Annotated in this window: 24 protein-coding genes and 1 tRNA gene; 8 read left to right on the forward strand and 17 right to left on the reverse strand. The window is 34.1% G+C overall.

Translation table 11 applies throughout. The features are described 5' to 3' along the window. Positions 1-3 precede the first annotated feature (3 nt). The 7 genes from LNP04_RS02110 (at position 4) to LNP04_RS02140 (ending at position 6,716) form a co-directional block, all read left to right on the forward strand. A complete protein-coding gene (locus LNP04_RS02110; protein ID WP_229984941.1) occupies positions 4-186 on the forward strand; it encodes a hypothetical protein in 183 nt (60 codons plus the stop codon). A 359-nt stretch (positions 187-545) separates the two neighbouring features. Further along, the gene (thrS, locus tag LNP04_RS02115; RefSeq protein WP_229984942.1) at positions 546-2,465 is read left to right on the forward strand and encodes a threonine--tRNA ligase; all 1,920 of its coding nucleotides are present in this window, start codon (positions 546-548) and stop codon (positions 2,463-2,465) included. Positions 2,466-2,649: 184 nt separating this feature from the next. Further along, positions 2,650-3,150, forward strand: a complete 501-nt coding sequence (infC, locus tag LNP04_RS02120) for a translation initiation factor IF-3 (RefSeq protein ID WP_047444040.1) — start codon at positions 2,650-2,652, stop codon at positions 3,148-3,150. A gap of 322 nt (positions 3,151-3,472) precedes the next feature. Then, positions 3,473-3,670 (forward strand): 50S ribosomal protein L35, encoded by a 198-nt coding sequence (gene rpmI / locus LNP04_RS02125; protein ID WP_047444039.1) that lies wholly within the window; start codon positions 3,473-3,475, stop codon positions 3,668-3,670. A 117-nt stretch (positions 3,671-3,787) separates the two neighbouring features. Continuing rightward, a complete protein-coding gene (gene rplT, locus LNP04_RS02130; RefSeq protein ID WP_047444038.1) occupies positions 3,788-4,132 on the forward strand; it encodes a 50S ribosomal protein L20 in 345 nt (114 codons plus the stop codon). A gap of 98 nt (positions 4,133-4,230) precedes the next feature. Beyond that, positions 4,231-5,406, forward strand: a complete 1,176-nt coding sequence (locus LNP04_RS02135; RefSeq protein WP_229984943.1) for a M28 family peptidase — start codon at positions 4,231-4,233, stop codon at positions 5,404-5,406. A gap of 128 nt (positions 5,407-5,534) precedes the next feature. Further along, complete coding sequence (locus LNP04_RS02140; RefSeq protein WP_229984944.1) at positions 5,535-6,716, forward strand: M28 family peptidase; 1,182 nt, start codon at positions 5,535-5,537, stop codon at positions 6,714-6,716. Between the two features lie 38 nt (positions 6,717-6,754). Here LNP04_RS02140 and hisIE read toward each other — a convergent pair whose 3' ends face one another. The 13 genes from hisIE to LNP04_RS02205 form a co-directional block, all read right to left on the reverse strand. After that, a complete protein-coding gene (gene hisIE, locus LNP04_RS02145) occupies positions 6,755-7,342 on the reverse strand; it encodes a bifunctional phosphoribosyl-AMP cyclohydrolase/phosphoribosyl-ATP diphosphatase HisIE (protein ID WP_229984945.1) in 588 nt (195 codons plus the stop codon). Continuing rightward, entirely contained in the window at positions 7,339-8,091 is a 753-nt protein-coding gene (hisF, locus tag LNP04_RS02150) for an imidazole glycerol phosphate synthase subunit HisF (RefSeq protein ID WP_229984946.1), read from the reverse strand. Before hisF ends, hisIE begins: the two co-directional genes overlap by 4 nt. Beyond that, positions 8,084-8,806 (reverse strand): 1-(5-phosphoribosyl)-5-[(5-phosphoribosylamino)methylideneamino]imidazole-4-carboxamide isomerase, encoded by a 723-nt coding sequence (hisA, locus tag LNP04_RS02155; RefSeq protein ID WP_229984947.1) that lies wholly within the window; start codon positions 8,804-8,806, stop codon positions 8,084-8,086. The genes hisF and hisA overlap by 8 nt, the downstream gene beginning before the upstream one ends. A gap of 2 nt (positions 8,807-8,808) precedes the next feature. After that, positions 8,809-9,387, reverse strand: a complete 579-nt coding sequence (gene hisH, locus LNP04_RS02160; protein WP_229984948.1) for an imidazole glycerol phosphate synthase subunit HisH — start codon at positions 9,385-9,387, stop codon at positions 8,809-8,811. Between the two features lies 1 nt (position 9,388). Continuing rightward, the gene (gene hisB, locus LNP04_RS02165) at positions 9,389-10,483 is read right to left on the reverse strand and encodes a bifunctional histidinol-phosphatase/imidazoleglycerol-phosphate dehydratase HisB (RefSeq protein ID WP_229984949.1); all 1,095 of its coding nucleotides are present in this window, start codon (positions 10,481-10,483) and stop codon (positions 9,389-9,391) included. 1 nt (position 10,484) lies between these two features. After that, a complete protein-coding gene (hisC, locus tag LNP04_RS02170) occupies positions 10,485-11,513 on the reverse strand; it encodes a histidinol-phosphate transaminase (protein ID WP_229984950.1) in 1,029 nt (342 codons plus the stop codon). 1 nt (position 11,514) lies between these two features. Next, positions 11,515-12,789 carry a histidinol dehydrogenase gene (gene hisD, locus LNP04_RS02175; RefSeq protein WP_229984951.1) on the reverse strand — a complete coding sequence of 425 codons (1,275 nt, stop codon included), beginning with the start codon at positions 12,787-12,789 and terminating at the stop codon, positions 11,515-11,517. A 1-nt stretch (position 12,790) separates the two neighbouring features. Beyond that, a complete protein-coding gene (hisG, locus tag LNP04_RS02180) occupies positions 12,791-13,648 on the reverse strand; it encodes an ATP phosphoribosyltransferase (RefSeq protein WP_229984952.1) in 858 nt (285 codons plus the stop codon). Between the two features lie 248 nt (positions 13,649-13,896). After that, entirely contained in the window at positions 13,897-14,997 is a 1,101-nt protein-coding gene (locus LNP04_RS02185; RefSeq protein ID WP_229984953.1) for a glycosyltransferase family 1 protein, read from the reverse strand. A 59-nt stretch (positions 14,998-15,056) separates the two neighbouring features. Beyond that, a complete protein-coding gene (locus LNP04_RS02190; RefSeq protein WP_229984954.1) occupies positions 15,057-15,986 on the reverse strand; it encodes a glycosyltransferase family 2 protein in 930 nt (309 codons plus the stop codon). Positions 15,987-16,074: 88 nt separating this feature from the next. Beyond that, positions 16,075-17,247, reverse strand: coding sequence for a glycosyltransferase family 87 protein (locus tag LNP04_RS02195; RefSeq protein ID WP_229986336.1), 1,173 nt, complete (start codon positions 17,245-17,247; stop codon positions 16,075-16,077). A gap of 21 nt (positions 17,248-17,268) precedes the next feature. After that, complete coding sequence (locus LNP04_RS02200) at positions 17,269-18,081, reverse strand: 2,3,4,5-tetrahydropyridine-2,6-dicarboxylate N-succinyltransferase (protein WP_229984955.1); 813 nt, start codon at positions 18,079-18,081, stop codon at positions 17,269-17,271. 128 nt (positions 18,082-18,209) lie between these two features. Beyond that, positions 18,210-18,782 (reverse strand): C40 family peptidase, encoded by a 573-nt coding sequence (locus LNP04_RS02205; RefSeq protein WP_229984956.1) that lies wholly within the window; start codon positions 18,780-18,782, stop codon positions 18,210-18,212. A 134-nt stretch (positions 18,783-18,916) separates the two neighbouring features. Between LNP04_RS02205 and LNP04_RS02210 the strand changes: the two genes are divergently transcribed. Next, complete coding sequence (locus tag LNP04_RS02210) at positions 18,917-19,588, forward strand: hypothetical protein (RefSeq protein ID WP_229984957.1); 672 nt, start codon at positions 18,917-18,919, stop codon at positions 19,586-19,588. A 149-nt stretch (positions 19,589-19,737) separates the two neighbouring features. Here the strand turns inward: LNP04_RS02210 and LNP04_RS02215 are convergent, their stop codons facing one another. The 4 genes from LNP04_RS02215 to LNP04_RS02230 all read right to left on the reverse strand — a co-directional run bounded on the left by LNP04_RS02215 (position 19,738) and on the right by LNP04_RS02230 (position 21,345). Continuing rightward, on the reverse strand, positions 19,738-20,109 hold the full coding sequence (locus LNP04_RS02215; protein WP_229984958.1) for a hypothetical protein: 372 nt from the start codon (positions 20,107-20,109) through the stop codon (positions 19,738-19,740). Between the two features lie 35 nt (positions 20,110-20,144). Next, positions 20,145-20,218: transfer RNA gene (locus LNP04_RS02220), tRNA-Ala, on the reverse strand. A gap of 156 nt (positions 20,219-20,374) precedes the next feature. Further along, complete coding sequence (locus LNP04_RS02225) at positions 20,375-20,854, reverse strand: MarR family winged helix-turn-helix transcriptional regulator (RefSeq protein ID WP_229984959.1); 480 nt, start codon at positions 20,852-20,854, stop codon at positions 20,375-20,377. A gap of 2 nt (positions 20,855-20,856) precedes the next feature. Next, a complete protein-coding gene (locus tag LNP04_RS02230; protein WP_229984960.1) occupies positions 20,857-21,345 on the reverse strand; it encodes a GNAT family N-acetyltransferase in 489 nt (162 codons plus the stop codon). Between the last annotated feature and the right edge of the window lie 133 nt (positions 21,346-21,478).

Genomic DNA, 21,478 nt, shown 5'->3' on the forward strand with positions numbered 1-21,478 from the left:
ATTATGACCTCAAACGACGATAACAAAAAAAATGAATCTGCAAATTCAGCAGAAACCAAAAAGCAGAATGAAGATTTTCAAAACATTCCTGCTTCTTCAAAAAAACAAAATCCACCCGATGTAGATAAAGAAGATGTGAAAAAATCTTCAGAAAACAAATCAGGGAAAACAGATAATACTAAGTGAAAGCTTAGTATTTTTTTTGCAATTATTTATTAGGGCAGCTTTTTCCGCCCTCCGTTCCCGCTTTTTTTCTGGCAATGCGAACCAAGGGATATCATAATTTACACGGTTGGTCAATCGCATCGCCAGAAAAAAGAGCTCCACTTAGGTCGGGCTGCGGTTTTCAGCAGATTTCAAAATTTGTCACCAATTCAAAACTTGGCATTCTTTGAAAGCGATTTAAAACGCTAAAAAGGTTACTGAAAAATAAGCACTAACGTCAGATTTTAAAATAAATTGTATTTTTTGTGAATTATCATGCTACGATTTCATAAAGATGTAAAAAATGCGTATTTTTGCAACTTAAAATTTCTTAGTAAACAATGATAAAAATTACACTTCCAGACAATAGCGTCAGAGAATTTGAGGGAGAAGTCACTCCGTTGGATGTGGCAAAATCTATAAGCGAGGGATTGGCTAGAAATACCATTTCCGCAGTAGTAAACGGCACCCAAGTCGAGGTTACCACGCCTATCACCACAGATTCTACGGTACAGCTTTTGACATGGAATGATGATCTTGGTAAGAAAGCCTTCTGGCATTCTTCTGCCCACCTTTTGGCGCAGGCGATCCTTGAATTTTATCCAAACGCTCAATTAACGATCGGTCCGGCTATAGAAAGCGGATTTTATTATGATGTAGATTTCGGTGACGAAGTTTTGTCTGAAAAAGATTTTGAGAAAATTGAAAAGAAAGTTTTAGAAAATGCTAAAAAAGCTTCTACATTCTCACTATACCCAGTTTCTAAAGCAGAAGCTTTAAAAACTTACGCAGATAATCCTTATAAAGTAGAATTGATTTCTAATCTTAATGATGGTGAAATCACTTTTGTAACGCATGATAATTTTACAGATCTTTGTCGTGGAGGTCACATTCCAAACACAGGAATTGTGAAAGCCGTAAAGATTTTGAACGCTGCAGGTGCTTACTGGAGAGGAAATGAAAAAAATCCTCAGTTAACAAGAGTTTACGGTATTTCTTTCCCGAAACAGAAAGAACTGACTGAATATCTTGAGTTACTGGAAGAAGCAAAAAGAAGAGATCATAGAAAATTAGGTAAAGAATTAGGAATTTTTGCTTTCTCAGAAAAAGTAGGTGCAGGTTTACCACTTTGGTTGCCAAAAGGTACTGCTTTGAGAAAAAAATTAGAAAATTTCCTTTCTGATGCTCAGAAAAAAGGAGGTTACGAATTTGTAATGACACCACACATTGGTGCCAAAGAATTATATGTGACTTCAGGACACTGGGATAAATATGGCGCAGATAGCTTTCAGCCGATCAAAACTCCAAACGAAGGAGAAGAATTTATGCTGAAACCAATGAACTGTCCTCACCACTGCGAAATTTACAAAACTTCACAATGGAGCTACAGAGATTTGCCAAAAAGATATGCAGAATTCGGAACGGTTTACAGATATGAGCAAAGTGGTGAACTTCACGGCTTGACAAGAGTTCGTGGATTTACCCAAGATGACGCTCACCTTTTCTGTACTCCGGATCAGCTGATGGATGAGTTTAAGAAAACAATTGATTTAGTTCTTTATGTTTTTGGTTCCCTTGGATTTGCTGATTTTACTGCTCAGATTTCATTAAGAGATCCTGATAATAAAGAGAAGTATATCGGTTCTGATGAAAACTGGGAAAAAGCAGAAAACGCAATTGTTACTGCAGCAAAAGAAAAAGGGTTAAACACTGTTACAGAATACGGAGAAGCTGCATTTTACGGTCCTAAGTTAGATTTCATGGTGAAAGATGCTTTAGGAAGAAAATGGCAGTTGGGAACTATTCAGGTGGATTACAATTTACCGGAAAGATTCGACCTTACTTATATCGGAAGCGATAATGAGAAACACAGACCGATCATGATTCACAGAGCGCCGTTTGGCTCTATGGAACGTTTCATCGCAATATTATTAGAGAATACTGCCGGAGATTTCCCATTGTGGTTGAGTCCGGATCAGTTTACGATATTGCCAATCAGTGAAAAATATGTAGATTATGCTAAAAAAGTTTCAGAATTTTTAGAAATTCACGATATTAGCGGATTGATTGACGAGAGAAACGAAAAAACGGGTAAAAAAATCCGTGATGCAGAATTAAAAAAGATTCCTTTCATGCTTGTAGTAGGGGAAAATGAAGAAAGAGATGGCACAATTTCTGTACGTAGACGTGGAGAAGGCGATCTTGGAGTAATGAGTATGGACGAGTTTGCAGCCTACTTCAAAAAAGAAGCAACAGTATAATTGATGATTTCATGATTTAACGTTAAAATTATATTAATATTATTTATAAAAAGTAATTTTAATTTTTTTAAACATAAAATTCTTCAATTTAAAATTAGTTATTAACCAATAAAATTATAAAGCAATAGCACAACGATTTAACAACAGAGGCCCACAAAGACGTCCACCTCAGGAGGACTTACACATGATAAACGATAAGATCCGTGTACGGGAACTTCGTTTAGTGGGCGACAACGTAGAAGCGGGAATTTTCCCGATTGACAAAGCGAGACAAATTGCCAAAGAGCAGGAATTAGATTTGGTCGTGATTTCAGACAAAGCTGAACCTTTCATTGCGAGGATACTAGACTATAAAAAGTTTTTGTACGAGCAAAAGAAAAAAACAAAAGAGCTTAAAGCAAAACAAATCAAAGTGGTTGTAAAGGAGATCCGTTTCGGACCTCAGACTGACGAGCACGATTATGATTTCAAGAAGAAACATGCTGAAAAGTTTTTGGAAGAAGGTTCAAAGTTGAAAACCTACGTATTTTTCAAAGGACGTTCTATTATCTTTAAAGACCAAGGTGAAATTTTACTTCTTAAACTGGCTCAGGAATTAGAGCACGTTGGGAAAGTAGACCAATTACCTAAACTTGAAGGTAAGAGAATGATTATGATGATGAGTCCTAAAAAACCAGCTAAATAATTTGACAATCTGATGATGAGTTTTTTTGACTCATTGTCTTGCGAAATATACATAGAGAGATTTTCTAATGAAAGTCTCTTTTTGTATGATTATTTTTCGTAATTTTGCAAACCGAATATCTGCGTGAAGGATAGAAATGGAAAGCCCACAGCAGGAGCTGGCAAAAGCCATGGAGCGAGGACTTGAAATGGATAGCCTGACCCGAATGAGTGAATGGAGCGAAGCGGAATGAACGAGTGAGGGGCACGCCCAAAAAGCTAATAGCCAAAAGCTTTTAGCCAATAGCTAAAGTATTGATAACAAAAACATAAAAAAGCAAACAATGCCAAAATTAAAAACGAAATCAGGTGCTAAGAAGCGTTTTAAACTTACCGGAACTGGTAAGATTAAAAGAAAAAATGCTTTCAAAAGCCACATCTTAACTAAAAAAGAAACTAAGCAGAAGAGAAATCTTACTACTACTTCTTATGTTGCGAAAGTGGATGAAAAAGGCGTTAAACGTCAATTAGCAATTAAGTAGTTTTTATAAATCATTTTTCGGTTTATAAGAATAACAATTCAACATTTTAACCCTGAAACGGTGCAGATAAGTGTAATGAAACAGTTTACCGCCCTTTTCAAAAAAACAATTTAAATTATGCCAAGATCAGTAAATGCCGTAGCTTCTAGAGCGCGCAGAAAAAAATTAATGAAACAAGCTAAAGGTTTTTTCGGTAGAAGAAAGAACGTTTGGACTGTTGCTAAAAACGCGGTACAAAAAGCAATGCAATATGCTTACCGTGGAAGAAAAGAGAAAAAGAGAAACTTCAGATCACTTTGGATCATGCGTATCAACGCAGGAGCTAGAGAGCACGGAATGTCTTACTCTCAGTTTATGGGAGCTCTTAAAAAGAACAACATTGAATTAAACAGAAAAGTTTTAGCTGACTTAGCGATGAACTATCCTGAAGCATTCAAAGCAGTTGTAGATCAAGTAAAATAATGTAAAATTTTTTGTTATCAATATTTAAATCCTGAGTTTTTTGCTCGGGATTTTTTTATTATCTACATTTGCTGAATATTAAAGTATCTTATTAAAAAGTGAAAAAATTAACTACTCTTCTACTCCTTTCATTAGCAACATATAACGTACAGGCTCAAAGTTTTATTCAGGCTTATCAAAACAGAGCCAATCAGGTAACGCAGGCTAATATCATCTCACTATTGCAGGATTTTGCAGCATTAGGTGTGAAAACTTCAGGTTCGGTCGCAAATAATAATACTTTAAATTGGCTTAAAGGCAAATATCAAACCTATGGCTATACTGCAGGTCAAATAACCGAAGACAGCTTTACAGTAAACGGAAATACAACAAAAAATTTAATTGTTACAAAAACAGGGACCATTTATCCAGACACTTACGTTATTATTTGTGGTCACTACGATACTATAAACGGTCCCGGTGTAAGCGATAACGGAAGCGGAACTTCTATTTTGCTGGAAGCCGCAAGGATCTTAAAAGATGTTCCTACAGAATATTCTGTGAAGTTTATTCATTTTTCGGGTGAAGAGCAGGGTTTAATCGGAAGTAATCATTATGTGAATAATGTTGTTTTTAATAATAATGTTCGTCAACTTAATTTGAAAGTTGTTTTTAATATTGACCAGGTCGGAGGAAAAATTTCGAATCCAAGTAATACAATTGTTTGTGAAAGTGATCAAACTTCAGCAGGAGGAACAGCCAATAATGCACCATCCCTTGCAATGACTCAGCAATTGGCAAATTGCACGACGCTGTACTCTCCTCTCCAGACAACTATGTCAAATGCTTTTTCATCAGATTATGTCCCTTTTGAAGCTAAAGGAGATATTATTACAGGTTTTTATGAAACTCCAGTGAGCGGAAATCAACATACTGTCAATGATACTTTTGCGAATATTGATCCTGTTTATGTTTTTAATGTAGGAAAGGCTGCGGTTGGCGCTCTTCAGCATTTTGCAATAGCGAATACCACTTTATCAGTTAATGAAACGAACGCAAATCTGTTAGAATCAGTTAAAGTTTATCCTAATCCTGCTAAGAATATTTTAAATATCGAATTACCAAATACAATCAAAAATTTCAATATTGAAATTACTGATATGAGCGGGAAATTAGTTTTAAAATCTGAAAACCAAAAGGGAATCAATGTGTCCGCTTTAGAAAACGGAGTTTATTTTTGCTCAATAAAAACTGACACCGAAAGTGTAACAAGGAAAATAGTTATTAAAAAGTAAATTATACTAAAATTCTATTTTTTATTAAGAAATATTCAAATTAATTATATTTTTATTTGATTCGAAATAATGATTCCAAGCTATTGTTTGGAATCATTTTATTTATACATTTGCTCAAATTTTTTAAAGTGAAAAAAATATTTAGTTTTCTGATTTTATCTTTAGGGTTAAATTCCATATATTCTCAAACCTTTATTCAAGCTTACCAGAACCGGGCAAATCTAGTTACTCAGACCAATATCACTACAAATCTGCAGGAATTTTCTAATTTAGGTATCAAAACTACTGGTTCTACAAACAATGTAAATGCTCTCAACTGGCTCAAAAGTAAATATAATTCATACGGATATTCGGCAAGTCAAATCGTTGAAGATCCTTTTTCTTACCAATCAGGAAGCAATACAATCAATTCAAAGAATCTTGTTATCACAAAAATAGGAACTGTTTATCCAAACAAGTTTGTTATTATCTGCGGGCATTTTGACAGTATCAACGGACCAGGAGTCAATGACAACGGTAGTGGAACTTCGATCATTTTGGAAGCTGCAAGAATTTTGAAAGATATACCTACGGAATATTCGATCAAATTTATCCATTTTTCAGGCGAAGAACAAGGGTTGAGAGGAAGCACTCATTACGCAAATACAGTTGCTTATCAAGGTGCAAACCGTGTGCTGGATATCAAATTGGTGTTTAATCTTGATCAGGTAGGTGGCAAAGCTGGGAATGTAAATAATACCATTTATTGTGACGAAGATATGGGTGGAAACCCAAATAACACTATTGCATCTGCTGCTGCAACCCAAGAATTAGTTACTCTTACAGGTCTTTATTCACCTCTACTTACAGATATTGATGAAGCTGAAAACACTGATTATATGCCTTTTGAAGCTAAAGGAGAAGTAATCACAGGTTATTTTGAGAGAATCAGAAGTAATTATCCCCACACTGCAAATGATACTTTTGCCAATACAGATCCTGTATATATTTACAACGTCGGGAAAGCTTCTGTAGGGGCACTTCAACACTTTGCTGTAGCATCCACAACCATTTTGGGAACTCATGAAAATTCTCCAAATGAGTTAGAAAACACTACTGTTTTTCCAAATCCGGCAAAAGATTATCTAAATTTTGAATTACCGAAGAATGTGAAAAATTTCACTTTTGAATTAACAGATTTGTTGGGACATTCTTTTTTGAAAACTGAAAATCAAACTAAAATAAACATCTCCGGAATTGTAAAAGGTGTTTATTTAGCACACATTAAAACAGATCATCATACCGTCGTAAGAAAAGTGATGATTAAATAATCCTAAACTAAAACCTGCAGTCTATTCTGCAGGTTTTTTTATTGATTTCTATCCAATAGAATTTCTTCAATTTCATCTAAAGAAAAGTTTTTCGCTTTCAATAAAATTAAAAAGTGATATAGTAAATCTGCCGCTTCATTTTTAAATAAATCAGCATTCTCATCTTTTGCTTCTATTACCAATTCTACAGCCTCCTCGCCTACTTTTTGTGCCACTTTATTGATGCCTCTCTGAAATAGAGAATAGGTATAGGAATTTTCTACTTGATCATCAATTCGCTGAGCAATTTTGCTTTCCAATTCATATAGAAAACCTTTAGAATCCTTCTCGCCAAAACAGCTGAAGTTTCCGGTGTGACAAACTGTATTTTTTGGAATGACTTTAATTAAAATTGTATCCTGATCACAATCGATTTGAATATTTTTTACCGTTAAAAAATTCCCCGACTCTTCACCTTTTGTCCATAATCTGTTTTTTGAACGGCTGAAAAAAGTGACAATTCCTTCTTCTTTTGTTTTATTAAAAGCCTCTTCATTCATATAACCAAGCATCAAAACCTGCAATGTTCTTTCGTCCTGAATAATTACAGGAACAAGGCCGTTTGTTTTATTAAAATCTATTTTCATCTTATGTTGATATTTCTATTTTTCAATTCATTTTTTAAGCCATCAATACTAATTTCTCCAAAATGGAAAACGCTGGCAGCTAAAGCTCCGGTTGCTTTTGTTTGGTTAAAAACATCTTCAAAATCTTTAATTTTTCCCGCACCACCAGAAGCGATAACCGGTATATTTACATTTTCTGAAATCAGTTTTGTCAATCTTAAATCAAAGCCATTTTTCGTTCCGTCACCATTCATTGACGTTAAAAGAATCTCACCTGCTCCTAATTCTTCAACTTTTTTAGCCCAATCTAAAGTTTTCAACGCAGTCATTTCTCTTCCCCCTTTCACAAAAACCCAATCATCATCATTTACGAATTTTGTATCGATTGCTACAACGATGCACTGACTTCCAAATTCTTTTGCTAATTCAGAAATCAGATAAGGATTTTTAACAGCAGAAGAATTGATGCTGATTTTATCAGCTCCGGCTTCCAATAATTTTCTGACGTCTTCTACGGAAGCAATTCCGCCACCCACTGTGAAAGGAATACTTAGTTCTTTAGCGATATTTTTCACCAATTCGACAAAAGTTTTTCGTTCTTCGATGGTCGCCGTAATGTCGAGAAAAACCAGTTCGTCAGCTCCTTCATTTTCGTATTTTTTGGCTAAATCAATTGGATTTCCGGCATTTCTCAGCCCTTCAAAGTTGATTCCTTTTACTGTCGTTCCGTCTTTAATGTCTAAGCAAGGAATTATTCTTTTTTTAAGCATTTTGAATAAAATTTTGAAGTTGATTTAATGATATTTTACCCTCATAAATAGCTTTTCCAATAATGGTTCCCGCACATCCTATTTCTTTCATCAGATAAACATCTTCAATACATGAAATTCCGCCGCTTGCAACTAATTGAATTGTTGTCTTATCTAAAATTTCCTGATACAATTTGGTTGAAGTACCTTCCAACATTCCATCTTTTGATATGTCTGTACAAATTACATTTTGAATGTTTTTTTTCTGATAATCAAGAATAAAATCAATCACATTTTTATCACTTTCTTCCAACCAGCCTGAAGTTTTTATTTTCTGGTTTTCACAATCGGCTCCGAGAATTATTTTTTCTGAACCATATTTTTCAATTAATTGGAAACAAAATTCAGGATTCTGAACTGCGATGCTGCCGATGGTAATTTTCGAAGCCCCTGAATTAAAAGCGATTTCAATATCATCTTCAGTTTTCAGTCCGCCACCAAAATCGATGTGTAATGACGTTTCTTTTGCGATTGTTTCAAGCACTTTCTGATTGACAATATGTTTTGATTTCGCACCATCCAGATCCACCAAATGGAGAAACTGAATTCCAGAATCTTCAAATTCTTTGGCAACTTCAAGTGGATTTTCATTATAAATTTTCTTAGTATTGTAATCACCTTTTGACAGTCGCACACATTTTCCGTCGATGATATCTATGGCAGGAATTATTTTCATAATTAAATTTTTAAAAAGTTTTTGAGTAATTGATTCCCGAATTCCCCCGATTTCTCTGGATGGAATTGAGTCGCAAAGAAATTATCTTTCTGCAAAGAAGCGCTGAAAGGCAAAATGTAATCACAAACTGAAGTTGTACTTTCAGATAATTCACAATAAAAACTGTGGACAAAATACAAATCATATTCTTCTGAAATCTCTGAGAACAAAGGCTCTTTCAATTCAGAAACCGTATTCCAGCCCATGTGAGGAACGAGATCAAGAGGTGGAAACCTTCTAACATCACAATCAAAAATTCCCATTCCTATTGTGTTTCCTTCCTCATTATTTTTACACATCAACTGCATCCCGAGGCAAATTCCCAAAACAGGCTGCTTCAAACTTGGAATTAACTGATCTAAGCCTTTTTCTCTTAAAACTTTCATCGTAGAAGAAGCTTCTCCAACGCCTGGAAAAATAACCTTATCAGCATTTTTTATCAGTTCAAAATCATCGGTAATGATTGAATTTGCGCCCAATCTTTCTATAGCATTCTGAACAGAATTCACGTTTCCGCCGTTGTATTTTATAATCGCTATCATTTTATAAACTCCCTTTTGTTGATGGTAAATTATAGTTTTGATCAGTTTGATTAACTGCCATTTTTATCGCTTTTGCAAAAGCTTTAAAGATTGATTCAATCTTATGATGCTCGTTTTCACCCTCAGATTTAATATTTAAATTGCATTTTGCAGCATCTGTAAAGGATTTAAAAAAGTGATAAAACATTTCTGTCGGAACATCGCCAATTTTTTCTCTTTTAAAATCAGCATCCCATACCAACCAAGGCCGCCCGCCAAAATCAATCGCCACTTGAGACAGACAATCGTCCATCGGAAGTAGAAAACCATATCTTTCAATTCCTTTCTTCTTACCTAAAGCTTGTAAAACTGCCTTTCCAAAAACAATTCCGGTATCTTCAATCGTGTGGTGTTCGTCAACCTGCAAATCTCCGTTTACTTTAATTTTTAAATTTAAATTCCCGTGTTTCGAAATTTGTTCGAGCATGTGATCAAAAAAATGTAAACCAGTTGAGATTTCAGAATTTCCGTTACCGTCAAGATTAACTTCAACTTCAATCTCGGTTTCATTGGTCTTTCTATAGACTTTAGCTTTTCGTGGAATTTGCCTTAAATATTGATAGATTTCATTCCAGTTTCTCGTCGTCAATTCCGCATTTTCATTTTCAACTTCACTGATGAGGATGGCTTTTGAACCTAAATTTTTAGCTAACTGAATATCGGTCAGCCTGTCTCCAATCACAAAGGAATTTTTCAAGTCGTAATTCCCGTAAACATATTTCCCCAACATTCCGATTTCAGGTTTTCTATTGGGCGAATTTTCATGCTCAAAACTTTTATCAATCAGAATGTCGCCGAAAACAATTCCCTCATTTTCAAAAGTTAGCAGCATTTTCTCCTGCGGTTTTATAAAATCTTCAAACGGAAAACTATCTGTTCCCAAACCATCCTGATTGGTTACTATCACCAGTTCGTAGTCGAATTCCTTTGCTATTTTAGATAAATTTTGAAAAATTCCCGGATAAAATTCAAGCTTTTCCAAAGAATCAACCTGAAAATCTGTTGATGGCTCAATGATTAAAGTTCCGTCGCGATCGATGAATAATACTTTTTTCATTTTAAATATTTTTTAAAGTATTGATTAAAAGTTCATTTTCATTTCTATTTCCGACATTGATTCTGATGCAGTTGGGAATCTGAGGAAATCTTTTGCTGGTCAGAATTTCATTTTCAAGTAATTTTTCATAAACTTTTTCTCCTTCTGTAAATTCAATCAGAAAAAAATTAGCATCCGTGGGATATACTTTCGTAACACATACTATGTTTTTAAGCTGATCTTTTAACCAATCTCTTTCTTTCAAAATTTCATTCAAATTATTTTGAAAATCTTCGACCTGATCCAATTTTTCTAAAACTAAATTCTGACTCAAAATATTGACATTGTAAGGCGATTTGACCGTGTAGATAAAATTAGTGATTTCTACCGATGAGTAAGCAATTCCCACTCTTGCTCCGGCCAAACCCCAAGCTTTTGAGAATGTTTGCAAAACAATCAGATTGGGATATTCATTGATTAATTCAAGACTAGATTTTTGTTCTGAAAACTCAATATACGCTTCGTCCACAACCACAATTCCGTTAAAATTTCGGATGTAAAATTCAATGTCCTCGATTGAATTTCCTGTTGGATTGTTAGGTGAACATAGAAATAATATTTTAGGTTGATTTTCTTTTATTATATTTAAAAAATCTTCCTTTACAATTTCAAAATTTTCATTGAGATTGAGCTGCAAAACTTTATTTTCATTGATTGCTGCATAAAATCCATACATCGCAAAAGATGGATTCATAACCAAAACAGAATCTTTTTTTGGTTCGCAGAAAATCTTTATAATCAAATCGATCAATTCATCACTTCCGTTTCCGATGGCAATCTGACTGGCTGAAATGTTTTTAAAAGCCGATATTTTTTCTCTTAGATTCTTGTGCGTAGAATCCGGATAGCGATTAAATTCACCAAACGGACTTTCGTTCGCATCCATCAATAAAGGATTTTCAAATGCATTATTATCTCTAAAACTGATGTAAGGTCTTAATTCTGAAATATTTTTTCTAACTAATTTTTGAATATCTATTGTTGTCATCATCTTATTTTAATCTAATGGATACTGCATTTTTGTGGGCTAAAAGACCTTCTGCTTCCGCCATGAGTTCAATCGTTTTTCCTAAATTCTCTAATCCTTTTTTCGAAAGATTTTGAAACGTAATTTTCTTCACGAAACTGTCTAATGAAACTCCGCTGTAATTTTTGGCAAAACCATTGGTGGGAAGTGTGTGATTTGTTCCGCTGGCGTAATCTCCGGCACTTTCACACGAATAATTTCCAAGAAATACCGAACCTGCATTTTGAATTTGCTCAATATAATTTTCAAATTGATCAACCGCTAAAATCAAATGTTCTGGTGCATACAGATTGCTGAATTCTAATGCTTCATCCACAGAATCCAGCAAAATAAAATGGCTATTGTTTAAAGATTGCTGAGCAAATTCATTTCTGGGAAGTTCTTTGATTTGCTTTTTAACTTCATCAATCGTTTCATTTAAAACATTCAAATCTGTAGATATAAAAATCACCTGACTGTCGCTTCCATGCTCAGCTTGTGACAATAAATCTGCAGCACAATACTCAGGAACAGTATTTTCATCAGCGATGACCAAAACTTCACTTGGCCCTGCAGGCATATCGATGGCCACCCCAAAATTCTGAGTGAAATCTTTTGCCGCAACGACAAACTGATTACCCGGACCGAAAATTTTATAGACATTCGGAATGGTTTCTGTACCAAACGTCATTGCTGCAACTGCTTGCGCTCCGCCTACTTTGAATATTTTTGAAATCCCGCAAAGCTGTGCTGCATACAAAATTGCAGGATTTATATTTCCATTCTGATCTGGTGGTGTACACAAAATAATCTCTTTGCAACCCGCTAATTGTGCCGGAATTGCAAGCATTAAAACTGTAGAAAATAGAGGTGCCGTTCCACCAGGAATGTAGATTCCCACCTTTTCGATTGCACGGTTTTCTCTCCAGCAAATGACCCCTTTTGTAGTCTCAATTTTCTGAATTTCACTTTTCTGAGAAGCATGAAATTTTGTAATATTCTCTTTCGCTGTCTGAATGGCCAGTTTTAAATCTTCCGAAATTAAATTTTCCGCTTGATCAGTTTCGTTTGGAGTTACTTGTAACTGATTAATTGTTGCAGAATCAAATTTTTCAGCATACTTAATTAACGCCTGATCACCATTTTTCTCAACTTCAGCGAAGATTTCTTTGATGATTTCTGAAATTTCCTGCTTTTTAAAAATCGGTCTCTTTGTAAGTTCAAACCAGGTTTCTCTTTTTGGATTTTTGTAAATATTCATCTTAAATAACCATTTTATCGATTGGAATGATTAAAATATCCTGCGCACCTTTCAGTTTTAATTCATCAATGACGTCCCAAAACCGTTCTTCATCAATAACTGAATGAATGCTGCTCCAACCCTCTTCAGCAAGCGGAATCACCGTCGGACTTTTTAAAACAGGAAGCACATCAGAGATTTCTGAAATCTTATTATTTGGGACATTCATTAAAATATATTTAGAATTTTTCGCCTTTAAAACCGCTTTAATTCTGAAAAGCAACTTATCTAAAATTTCTTCCTGAGAAGAATTCAGATTAATATTTTTTGCTAACACGGCTTCTGACTTTAACAGCGTTACGGTTTCACGCAGTCCGTTTTTGAATAAAGTGCTTCCAGAGCTCACGATATCGCAGATTCCGTCTGCAAGTCCGATGTTCGGAGCAATTTCTACAGAACCTGAAATCACGTGAATATCTGCCTGAATACCGTTTTCGGTCAAATACTTTTTGAGGGTGTTGGGATAAGATGTAGCAATCTTTTTTCCTTGAAAATATAGCGGTTGATCAGTATCTACATCTTTAGGAATCGCTAAAGAAACACGACATTTTGAGAAACCTAATTTCTGTACAATCTCATTTTGCTTCTGTTTTTCTGCCAATAGATTTTCACCAACAATCGCAATGTCTACTACTCCATCTTCCAGATATTGCGGAATATCGGAGTTTCTGAGATACATAATTTCCAACGGAAAATTATCTACCAAAACCTTCAGCTGATCTTTACCGTTGTTTACAGAAATGCCACAATCTTTGAGAAGTTGAAGAGATTCTTCGTACAACCGACCGTTTTTCTGAATAGCAATTTTTAATTTACTCATTACTTTTTTATAAGTTTTAGTCTGAGTAAATGAAGTTGATTTATAAAAATTTCACAGAAATGTGGAAACAAAAAAAACCGTTCTTACTCAGACGGTTTTTAATTTATTTTTATGAATTCAACACAAAATATCAATCACTTCCGCCTTAGCTGAGATGATGATAATGATGAAGTGTTGAGAAATTCGGTTTCATTTTCTTTGAATATTGTGGTACAAATGTAGAACTTATTTTTAAACTGACAAGAATTTTACGAAATAATTTTTTGATAAAAACTCATCAGTTCATTGGCAATCGGCTCATCATTAAATTTTTGAACAAATTCAAAACCCTTATCAGCACGGCGTTTTCTTTCAGATTCACTGTCCCAAAGAAACTGTATTTTTGATCTTAAATCTAAATAATTTTTAGGATCAATATAAACTGAATCATTACCTCCAGCTTCGGGAAGGCAACTTGTGTTGCTGGTAATCGTCACGGTTTTTGAAAATAAAGCTTCAATAACAGGAATTCCAAAACCTTCAAAAAAGCTCGGATAGACAAAAATATCGGCAAGCTTGTAGATAACAGCCAACTCATTCATCGAAACGCCCTCAAGAAAATGGACTTGATTTTCCATTTTGTTTTTACGGATAAAGTACTGAACTTTTTTGAAATATTTTGTTTTTCTTCCGACAACAACCAATGGAATCTCAGTTTTATCGATTGCTTTCACAATGTTTAAGAGATTTTTACGCTCTTCAATTGTTCCAACATTTAAGATGAGTCTTTCTGGTAAACTGAATTTCTCTCTGGTTTTCTGAATGAAATCCTCTGATTGATTTTCTTTAAAAGCATGATGACAGCCCTGATAAATTACCTCAATTTTATTTTCAGGAACTTTTAAGTAATAAATAATATCCTGCTTAGTCTGCTCGGAAATTGCAATGATTTTATCTGCAGATTCTACTGCTTTTTTAAACTTCCAAAAATGAATTTTCCGGTCAAAAAAAGAATAGTATTGTGGATAACGCATGAAAATTAAATCATGAATCGTCACTACTTTTTTGATCGGAGTTTTATCCCATTTTAAAGGTAATTCACCTGATAATCCGTGAAATACATCTGCATTTTGAGCCTGTGCATCTTTCCCCATTTTAAACTGACGGGAAAATTTTCCTTTTGAAGATTCAATGAAATGAACATTGTTTTGTTCTAAAATTTCTTTCCCTCTTTCAGACTTATTTTTATTGAGTAAGATATATTCATTTTCAGGAAAATATTGAGACAAAATTCTGATTAAATCACGAGAATAGTTGCCTAAACCCGATGTATTGTGAAAAAAACGCTTTGCATCAAATGCTATCTTCATGACTGTATTTTATATAAAATTCCGGATTTAAAGTCTTCTGGAAAGATTGTAATCCCTTTTTAAAAGTTTTTATTTTTTACAATGTAATTTGGCCTTGCTTTTACCTGTTTAAAAATTTTACCTAAATAAATTCCTATGATTCCTAAAATAATCAACTGCAAGCCGCCAAAAAAAACGATGGTCATAATCAATGATGCCCATCCTGAGATTTCCGTTTGTGCAACGAAAGCATAAATAACGTAAGCGCCGTAACCAATTACCGAAAATGCTGAAAATAAAAATCCTAAATATGCTGCGATGTACAATGGCTTTACACTGAATGCCGTGATTCCTGTAAAAGCAAAAGTAATCATCTTTTTTAGGTTGTAACTGCTTTGCCCTGAAACCCGTTCAGAAGCTGTAAATTCTATAGCGCTTTGTTTGAAGCCCATCCAGCTTGTCAGCCCACGCAGAAATAAATCATCTTCATTGAATTTTCTCATCACTTCAACTACATTGGCATCCATCAATCTGAAGTCTGAACCGCCGCCTTTGGTAAGATTGACATCAGATAATCCTGACAGAATCTTGTAAAAAAAGTCTGAAGTTTTTCTTTTGAAGACAGAAATTTCTTTAGGATATTTTCTAATTGTCAGAACAACATCATTGCCTTCTTCCCATTTTTTAATCATTTTCGGAATGAGTTCCGGTGGATGCTGAAGGTCACCATCCATTGAAATTACTGCATTTCCTAACGCACTATCCATACCGGCTTTCACAGCAGGCTGATGTCCGAAATTTCTTGAAAATTCGATAAATTTTACTTCGTCAAATTTTTTAGATAAAATTTCTAATTGTTGCTGTGTGTTATCTCTGCTTCCGTCGTTTACAAAAATAATTTCAAAATCATAATGAGGTAATCCTGAAAAAACTTCTTTAATTTTTTGGTGAATTAGCGCAACATTTCCTTCTTCATTATAGGCGGGAATTACAATAGATATTTTTTTCATGTGTATATATTTATTGTTTTTTAATGGTCATATGGAATCGCCTAATCTTTTTAGGCTTGCAGATTTGTAATGGCGATTTCATAAGCTATCATGTCAGGCTATAATCTTTTTCAAAATCTCTGGTCATTAATTCATAAATTATTCTAAACCAAACGACAATGCAAGGTACTGCTTTTAGAGAATACTTGATAATGTAATTTACTTTTACAGATTTTGGAAACAAATCTGAAGGCGAAAAACACGTAAGAATAATTACAAAAATAAGCATTCCCAAAACCAAAGGTGATCTTTCTTTTTGAAGGAAAAACCAGATCATCACTCCAGCAACTGCAATAATGTAAGTAGGAGATTCTGATCCTGAACTGAATAATACCAAAAACAGTAAAGTTGATGCCAATATCATCAGCTGAAAAGCATAATTTTTATACTGCTTAATTCTAATATATGGTAAAGCAAATAATGGCAGACCAAACGCTAAAAATGAGAGATTGGAAATAGATGCATCACCTAAAATTCTTCTTACAAAACCCATCAGAGAAATGTCCTGATAGCTGTTTAAACTTTGATTTTGTCCGTTTTTTTCTGCGAGTGAGACTGACCAATCTTTATAACTTTGAATAACAAATTCAGGACTTGAATAAATCATTGGGAATACAAAGAATAATAATCCGATAACAATTCCGGCAATGATAAATTTAGTTTTATTTTTAATGAAGAAAAACTGTGATAAACCTACAACTCCATAGATTTTTACAAAAACTCCAACCATGAGTGCGGTTGCAGATTTTACTTCTTTCTTTTCATAAATATAAGTTGCTGACAACATCAGCAAGCCGACAAGAGCAATATTAAATTGTAAACTTAAGGCTGCTGTGATAAATTCCTGCAAACATAATAAGGCGAAAATAGCTTTTTTACCGTCCGAGAAAGGAAGTTTATGAATAGCATAAATAAAAATAAAGGTATTGGCAACATTCCAAAGAGAAATTCCGAGCCAATCTGGCATTAAAGCAAATGGAGCAATGAGTGCGCTAAAAAAAATTCCGTAATGATTAGAATCCTGAAAATGCTCCGGATATTGGAGATATAAATTTTTCTCAAGAATTGTATTGATGTACGTAAATTTAAAAATCAGATAATTATTGATGGAGTTTCCTCTTGAGTATTTCGAAATAGCGGTTACTATCGCTATAATAAGATAAACCCCAAATATATATCTGGGGTTTAAAATAAACTTTAAAAATTTTTCTTTCAAGATGATTAGTTTTAGGTTAATTACAATTTAAACCGCAACGTTATTCTCTCTCAGAGCGTCATTCAGTGACGTCTTTTTATCTGTCGATTCTTTTCTCTGACCAATAATCAAAGCACAAGGAACCTGAAATTCTCCCGCTGGATATTGTTTGGTATAACTTCCCGGAATTACCACTGAACGCGCAGGAACTCTCCCTTTGATTTCAATCGGCTCTGAACCTGTAACGTCGATAATTTTAGTGGAAGCGGTCAATACAACATTCGCTCCTAGAACTGCTTCTTTTTCAACATGAACACCTTCTACAACGATACATCTTGAACCAATAAAACAATCGTCTTCAATGATTACTGGTGCAGCCTGAAGTGGCTCCAAAACTCCGCCAATACCAACACCACCACTCAAGTGTACGTTTTTACCAATCTGTGCACAACTTCCAACCGTCGCCCAAGTATCAACCATCGTTCCTGAGTCTACATAAGCTCCAATATTCACATAAGAAGGCATCAAAATAACACCTGAAGCAATGAAAGAACCTTCTCTTGCAACTGCATGAGGTACAACTCTAACTCCTTTTTCAGCATAATTTCTCTTCAAAGGCATTTTATCATGAAATTCAAAAGGACCTACTTCAATAGTTTCCATTTTCTGGATTGGGAAATACATTACTACGGCTTTCTTTACCCATTCGTTTACCTGCCATCCGTTTTCTGTAGGTTCAGCAACACGAAGTTTTCCGGAATCTAAAAGAGAAATAACTTCTCTGATAGCTACTTTGCTGTCTTCATTTTGTAATAAATCTCTATTATCCCAGATATTTTCAATAGTTTGTTGTAACGACATGTTTTAAGTTTAAATCAGTTTAATAAATATGTCGTCAAATATACAAAAAAGTTCAGCAAAAGCCTTTCAAACTTATGATTTTGAAAACGAATTATTTATAATTCCAGATGCATTAAATTCACTGCCAATTACAAAACTCTTTGTGCATGAAGATAGGCTTTATTCCAGTATTTTTCGTTGAGAGACGAAATGATTACCCCTTTAGAAGTCGATGCGTGAATGAATTTTACTTCTCCATCATTTTCAATAGTATGCACAATGCCTACATGAGAAACTTTACTTCCACCCGCTGTGGCAAAAAATAAAAGGTCGCCAGGTTTTGCTTCTTCCAAATCTATATTTTTTCCGGCATTTGCCTGATCAGCTGATCTTCTAGGAAGCTTCAATCCATTTTCGTCAAAGACTTTTGTGGTCAAGCCCGAACAGTCAAAACCCGAAGATGTATTTCCACCAAATTTATAAGGCGTTCCTAAATATCTTTCAGCATCTTTTAAAATATTTTTCATTGAACTGGAAAGTTTACCGTCAAATTTTGAATCTAATTTTCTCAGGCTTTCTGATTTTGAAACCTTTGAGCTCGACGAGTTTTTTGATTTGGAGACAGCTTTCGAACTTCCACATGAAATGATGATCGTTGCAGAAATTGACAGAAAAACAAACTGTCTTAAAACTTCCTTAAATCGTATTGATTTTAAATTCATATCTAATTGATTTTTAGTCTACCTCATTAATTAAAACAAATATAAATATAAAAAATTTAATTATACTATAACTATACTACAACTATACTATAATTATATGTTAAAATTATAATAATTAAAAATAATCATTATATTTGAAGTTCAATATTGATAACATGGCAACGTATGAAAGCTTTTTAAAAATTAACGGAACGGTAGGAGATTTGGTTTTTTATAATCTGAATGGTAAAAATGTCGTTCGGAAGAAAAGTGGCTTTAATAAAAATGCTTTTAAGAAAAGCGCATCGTACGAAAAAGTTCGTCAGAACAGTTCAGAATTTGGTCATTGCTCTAAGATCGGTAAAGCTTTCAGGCAATGTCTGGAGCCCTATATTAAAGAATGTGATGATGCCCTACTCTATCAGAAGTTTGCAAAGCTCATGACTGAGATTAAAGACTTAGACAGTATTTCAGAAAAGGGGAAAAGAACTGTGAAAAACGGAATTGCTACAGATACAGGTATGCAGATGCTAAAAGACTTTCAATTTGGAATCATTCCAAGTCTTGAAAATTTAATATCAATTTCTGCGGGATTATGGGATTACAGTTTAATTTTAGATAAAAGTATCAGCGTTGATGAAATCATTGTGGAGACTTTGAAAATTGATTTTGATGAATACCAGTCGGAGCATTTTAAAGAAATTATTTCTGCAGAAAAACCGCTTAATGAATATGTTTTTCAAAAACATTTTTCCGGAAACGACGTACAGTTTCACTTTGTAGTTTTGAAAAAAGATGATGAAATTATTAAGATGGGATTTCTTTAAATTGAATTTAAGTTTATTCGAAAATAGAAAGTCGATTTTTTCTCGTAGATTTGGCTAATTCAGCAGATTTTTTATGCCTATAGATAACTTGGAAACACAAAAAAACCTGTAAACTTTGTTTACAGGTTTTCAATAGTATAATTTAGAAATTATTTATTTTTTTCTCCAATCCAAGCACCGCTTCTTGTTGGCGTTGGTACTGCGTTTGTCCAGTTTCCGCTTCCTTTTTTATCTGGGGTCAAAGTTCCTGAAAATTGTCCATCGGATGGCAAACCAAGTTCTGCTGTTAATTGCCCTGAAGCGTCCAAGTGACCTGAAATGTTATAGTTTTCGTTATTGACTTCAGAATGCATTGTTCCTTTAACATTTCCGTCGTCAGAAACCACAAAATTCCATACTCCTTTATCGCTTCCTGTGTACGTGCCAGACCAAGTTCCTATATAATCATAGATTGTTTCGTCATCAGCAGTACATCCTATTAGTAAAAAAGTAGTCACTAAAAGTAAAAAAAGTTTCTTCATAGCTTTTAATATGGTTTGATAAAGTTTTGTTTAAGTGGAGAATACGGGAGTCGAACCCGTTACCTCTACACTGCCAGTGTAGCGCTCTAGCCAAATGAGCTAATTCCCCGTCATCTTTGCGCTTTTCACACGAAGCGGTACAAAAGTAAGTAATTAAACCATATTTGCAAATAATTTGTTAAATTTTATTTAAGAAAATGCTTTGATCTAAAGACAATTTCGATTTTCTGAAAATTCTCTAAAGAAATGACAAAAATTAAAAGAGCTATTTGGTATTTTTCATTTGTATTGCTCTTTGCAAAAATGATTGCGTTGCCAATTTTTCTTCTGCTTCTTCTATTGCCCTCAGCAAATGATTGTTATTATCTGCTATTTCACCTAAAATCGTAGAAATTAACTCCCAAACAGGCTGCATTTTTTCAATTAAATCTAAACCTTTTGGGGATAATTCAATCAGACGTTTACGCTCATCAGATTTGTGTTTTTTAGAAATGATCATTTTTTGCTTTTCAAGTTCTTTTAACAAACTGATGGTGGAAGGATGACTGTACCCTATTTCATTAGCAATCTCTACAACACTCAATATTTTTTTGTGGTGTAATGTGAAAATAACAGGAAACCATTTCGGCTCAAAATCGATTCCGAATTCTCTGTAGATTAAAGCTCCGTCCTTGCGCAACTGTTCACTGAGTATTTGTAGTCTTGTCGATAAGGCCAAAATACCTGATTCGTTGATAACATTCATAACTAAGATTTTAAATCGAGGAAACAAAAAACGTTATCAGCATTCATTAAAGGAAATTTTGATGGCAGTTTTTCCTTTTCGATAATCGAGAAATGATTCTTTTCGTAGAAACGTAATGCTGCTTGTAATATAGATACCGTTCCTAAATAAACTTCATCAATACCATGTTCACGACAGTACGTAATGAGTATTTCTAACAGTTTTTGCGCAATGCTGTATTCTTTTCCTCTGAAATCTTTTTTGACAAACATCTTCCTGATTGCCGCCGCTTTTTCATCAAACTTCACCAAAGCTATCGTTCCTACAATTTCACCGTTGATAAATGCTCCCCAAAAATTTCCGCCAGTCGCAAAATAAAATTCATCGATACGAAGAAGATCCGGTTGATCATCAATAGTTATGGGAACATTAAATTCTTTCTGCTGAATATTCAAAATTAAATCAATGACTGCTTCTGAATATGGGTTGCCTATCGGCTTTATTTCTATCATAAATTTATTTATGTACAAAACTACGTAGTTAACTACATATTTACAAGTGGAATCTAAAAATAATCAAAAAAAAACGTATGCTGAAAACAGCATACGTTCAATTTATTTTGATTTATTAGTCTAAAATGAAGGC

Origin of the sequence: Chryseobacterium sp. C-71 (genome assembly GCF_020911865.1) — a bacterium.
In the GTDB taxonomy this organism is placed as follows: Bacteria; Bacteroidota; Bacteroidia; order Flavobacteriales; family Weeksellaceae; genus Chryseobacterium.